This window comes from Geomicrobium halophilum, assembly GCF_014207655.1.
GTDB lineage: Bacteria > Bacillota > Bacilli > Bacillales > Marinococcaceae > Geomicrobium > Geomicrobium halophilum.
In genome coordinates, this window is the sequence record NZ_JACHHJ010000010.1 from 1 (window position 1) to 4,396 (window position 4,396).

5 protein-coding genes and 1 pseudogene are annotated in these 4,396 nt (G+C 36.9%); 4 read left to right on the plus strand and 2 right to left on the minus strand.

Translation table 11 applies throughout. The annotated features are described in order from the left end of the window. Nucleotides 1-386, minus strand: a 386-nt coding sequence (locus HNR44_RS17460; RefSeq protein WP_184405981.1) for a helix-turn-helix domain-containing protein, incomplete at its 3' end; no start/stop codon positions are given. 1,401 nt (nucleotides 387-1,787) lie between these two features. Between HNR44_RS17460 and HNR44_RS17465 the strand changes: the two genes are divergently transcribed. The 4 genes from HNR44_RS17465 (at nucleotide 1,788) to HNR44_RS17475 (ending at nucleotide 4,096) form a co-directional block, all read left to right on the plus strand. Beyond that, nucleotides 1,788-2,603 (plus strand): rolling circle replication-associated protein, encoded by an 816-nt coding sequence (locus tag HNR44_RS17465; protein ID WP_184405985.1) that lies wholly within the window; start codon nucleotides 1,788-1,790, stop codon nucleotides 2,601-2,603. Then, on the plus strand, nucleotides 2,587-2,715 hold the full coding sequence (locus HNR44_RS17910; protein WP_281381456.1) for a hypothetical protein: 129 nt from the start codon (nucleotides 2,587-2,589) through the stop codon (nucleotides 2,713-2,715). Before HNR44_RS17465 ends, HNR44_RS17910 begins: the two co-directional genes overlap by 17 nt. A gap of 345 nt (nucleotides 2,716-3,060) precedes the next feature. After that, on the plus strand, nucleotides 3,061-3,429 hold the full coding sequence (locus HNR44_RS17470) for an ArsR/SmtB family transcription factor (RefSeq protein ID WP_184405988.1): 369 nt from the start codon (nucleotides 3,061-3,063) through the stop codon (nucleotides 3,427-3,429). Nucleotides 3,430-3,484: 55 nt separating this feature from the next. Next, complete coding sequence (locus tag HNR44_RS17475) at nucleotides 3,485-4,096, plus strand: CadD family cadmium resistance transporter (protein WP_184405991.1); 612 nt, start codon at nucleotides 3,485-3,487, stop codon at nucleotides 4,094-4,096. Nucleotides 4,097-4,177: 81 nt separating this feature from the next. On the opposite strand, the pseudogene HNR44_RS17480 reads toward HNR44_RS17475, so the two are convergent. After that, nucleotides 4,178-4,396, minus strand: a pseudogene (locus tag HNR44_RS17480) (hypothetical protein); the annotation flags it as partial.

Here is a 4,396-nt window from a genome sequence, read left to right on the forward strand (position 1 = left end):
TCCATAATGGTGTTTTGGTCGTCTAAACGTTGCATGAGAGCTTGATTAAATTGTTCTTGTACTTGTTGCCCTTCTTGCAATGCCTCGATTTTTTCGATCAAATCCTTGGTTGAATAGAATTGTTCTGGTGATAATGTTTCTCCGTCCGTAGAAAGGTGATACTTGATTTGTTTGATCGTGTATCCTTCTTCTTGATTCATTTGTTTTATTAGTAAAAGCCTTTTGGTTGCGTCATCATCAAAATAATTATAGCCGTTCTCTGCTTTGATGGTTGGAATTTCTTCTTTGAGTTGCTTCATCCAATTTCTAATGGTGGTTGAAGACTCGTTGATTTCTTTGGCTACTTCAGAAACCGTTCGATGATGTTGGGTATGATCTTTATCCATGATGGTACTCACCTTTTCAAAACCTTATATTTGTTTTTATCCATGTTTGTACTTGGGTTCTATCTTGGTTATTTTTAGTATAACCTTTGTCGTTGTCTATCGCTATGTTTTTTTAAAGGGTGAAATTAGTGGAGTGGTTTTTAACGCTCCACTTTTATTTATATAAGAGAATCGACAATCTATTTTAAAACGCATGTTCCTATGCACAAAGTATGCAATCGTTGGTTTGTTCCCCTGCACAAAGTGTGCAATCGCGTTATTTTGATTGATATCACTACAAACATCTGGCACTACCAGATATATCACGTTAGTGATATCAGTTTCCCCTTATGCTCTTTTCTCATTTTTTCTTCTTTCGAATGATATTGATCAAGGAAATGAGTTTTCGCCCCAGCAGGATATTTTGCGAGAGCAAAAGTAAGGTTGGTCGAGCGAAAAGCGAGTCACATTATACCCTCAAATTTTTTGTGGGTATAAATGGGCACTGCCGTTTAAAATGACACGGCGTGGTGAGCGTAGAATCAAACACAGAGAGCTTTTGTGATCGTTTGTGTGCTTTACTATTGATGGACAAAAGGAAAGTATATAGAGCAAATTAGATGGACTGTCGCTTTATTCATGTTGGTTGCTGCTGATGTTTGAGGAAATGGTTCTGGTTTATCCAACGGAGAAAGTAAGAATAAGCGTGCCTCGTCAAGTATAAATGTCTGACCGAGCTGATTTTGCGAGGGAATTTATGCCTTGATGAGGTGATCTGATTCATCACCCTCTTGGCTTGGAAGAAAACACTTTTTCTTCCTTGCCACCCGGCGAGGGCTGGAAGTCTTGAAACCTGGGTTTCGAGCCGCCGGAGGCTCTTTTAAATAGCGATCCAACGGGCTCCGTTGGTCGGCGTCCCCTCAAGGGGGCGTCGAAACGGGGTGGTTTTAATGAGGGTGTGGCGTTGTGATTCTTGGTGGAGGATTCCTTCATAAAAGCTACTCATAAGTTATTTAAGGTGTTTTATATTACTTTATGTGGTTTACATCCTAAGTATATAAAAAAGCTCTCTATGAATCTATGAGAGCTTTTTTATTCAATCATAGTGATGAGGGGAAGTGATACGTACAAAAAATCTTGTAATAAAAGCGAATGGTTTAATGGCATGTTTACGCTCTTTTTTTAGCGATAAAAATGGAAGTTCAAAATAACCCTTTAAAAAATTGGTGTATGCCCCGTTATGAAGGGATATTTCTAACGATATTTTAGCGCGCTAAAATCGAGTTTCTTCATTACTTGATTTATTTATATAGACACAAGATTACCAATGTGATAGACTGGTAGAAACGTTGAGGATATATTTGGCATAAAAATGCCCCATTCCTGAGGACTTCCAAATACACAGGAAAGGGGACAACCGTAATGCAAGTATATCATAAAGTCGTGGTCAGTGGAAAGATTACAGAGGTTTACTCGTATCAAAATGGCGTTATAGTTGGTCTTCAAAGTGGAGGTGGTAACGCTATGAGTAGTGGAGATGAAAAGATGACGAAAGAAGAGCGTGCCATGCGGGATCAAGCTAACTTGAAGCGATCACTTTCAAGGACTGTTCAAACGTTAAGACGGACAATTAATGCGAATATCCACGAGTGGGGCAAAGAAAAGCCAAAATTTATGACCTTAACGTTTAAAGAAAATATTCGAGATCATGATATAGCTAATAAAGAATTCCAGCAATTTGTTAGAAGACTTTCGCGAAGGCTTTTCAAAAAACAAAGTGGTTTGAAATACACATGTGTCGTTGAAAGACAAGCTCGGGGAGCGATTCATTTCCATGTGCTTTTTTACAATTTGCCGTATATTCCCCAAAATCAACTTGTGAAGGTATGGGAAAATGGTAAAGAACAAAGAGGACTTCGGATTAATGCGATTGATAATGTCGATAATGTCGGTGCATACGTAGTGAAGTACATAGAAAAAGATATACACGCAATGATGAAAGATAGCGAGACAAAAACAGGAAAAAATGCGAAGGAAAAAGGGAAAAAGCTTTATTTTCAAGCTACAGGTCTTTATAAGCCTCAAGAAAAGGCGGTTTCTAAAGAAGAACTGGAAGCGATCGAAAGTGAATTGATCGATAATGGAGCTAATGTTTATGAAGCTGAACATGAAAATGAGTATGTAGGCAAGATGATATATAAGCAATATAAGGAGCAAACTCATGAAAAAGATGATTGATGTAAAAGAGTTGGAAAACTTTTTGTGGTACTTACAGGATAAATCTGATGATGCTTATAAAGCAGAGACAAAGCGTGCAGTTGAGCGCTATTTAGAGGAATTGAACGATTAAGGAGTAACTACCTGTTTCCCTCGTCAGCGACGGCAGTCGCTAGCGGCAGCGTAGAGGGAAACAGGTAGAAAAACCGAATGATGGATGGATTTATAACCCCCCACCTCTAACAGGGGGGTAGTAATCGATAAAAGGACGAATGCTAAGAAAGTTATCTATGCTAATCATTCGGAATTTATGCCGCAATCGAAGCGCGATTGTTGAAGAAAGTTTTCATGTAGAATAACGAAGAATTGGGGGACGTACTCCAATTCTTCTTTTTTATTCAAATAGTTGCTTGAATGATAGATTAAAAATGGTTATACTTTATTCAAGTAATTATTTGAATGATGAGGGAGAGGCAATATGAAAAAACAAGATACTTGTGAAATTTTTTGTTATGACGAAGAAAAGGTTAATCGAATACAAGGGGACTTGAAAACAGTTGATATTACTGGTGTTACCCAAATGTTAAAGGCCATTGCTGATGAAAATAGAGCAAAAATTTCCTATGCTTTGTGCCAGGATGAAGAGTTATGTGTTTGTGATATAGCAAATATCGTAGGTGTTACGGTAGCGAATGCTTCTCATCATTTACGAACACTTTATAAGCAAGGAGTTGTAAACTTTAGGAAAGAAGGGAAACTCGCTTTCTATTCGTTAGATGATGAACATATCAGGCAGATAATGATGATCGCTTTAACGCATAAGACAGAAATGAAGGTTAAGATCTGACTAAAAGGTAAAACAAATTGAAGAAAAATGAGCGTTCATTGGAGACGATAAAAAAATGGTTGCAACAATCTTAACGGCGATTGCAGTTTATATAGCCACAGGTATTGATTATTTGATCATATTAATTCTTCTATTTTCTCAAATAAAGAAAGGTCAAATGAAGCATATTTGGATTGGGCAATATTTAGGAACGGTAATTATCTTATTGGTGAGCCTGTTAGCAGCTTATGGCGTCAATCTAATTCCTCAACAATGGATTGTAGGGTTACTTGGTCTTTTACCCATTTATTTAGGGGTTAGAGTGTGGATCAAGGGGGAAGAAGATGAAGATGAAAGTAATATCTTATCTCTTTTTTCTTCTGATCGTTTTAATCAACTTTACTTAACAGTCACTTTTATTGTATTGGCTTCTAGTGCAGATGATTTTGCAATTTATATACCATATTTCACAACATTAAATGCGATTGAAATACCCGTTGTACTTCTTGTCTTCCTTATTATGGTTGGTGTTTTATGTTATGTCAGCTATCGCTTAGCTTCTGTGAATTATGTTTCGGAGAAAATTGAGAAGTATGAACGTTGGATTGTTCCAATCGTGTTTATAGGTTTAGGTTTATATATAATGTATGCGAATGGCACATTCAACACTTTAATTTCTATTTTTTAGAATGCTAATAAGCGAAGATGAAAAAAAGCCCATTTGAAAAATCCTCACTGTTCAACAATCGAAGCGCGATTGTTGAGCAGTTTATTTCTTAAATATTCTCGCAAAAAATCCTTGATCCTTTTTGTTTGCCTTTGCTTCGTTTAGTGTCTCAAGGAGTTTCTTATCTCGTTCTTTAAGGCTTTCTTCGATGTATTCTTTTTGTTTTTCCATAATGGTGTTTTGGTCGTCTAAACGTTGCATGAGAGCTTGATTAAATTGTTCTTGTACTTGTTGCCCTTCTTGCAATGCCTCGATTTTTTC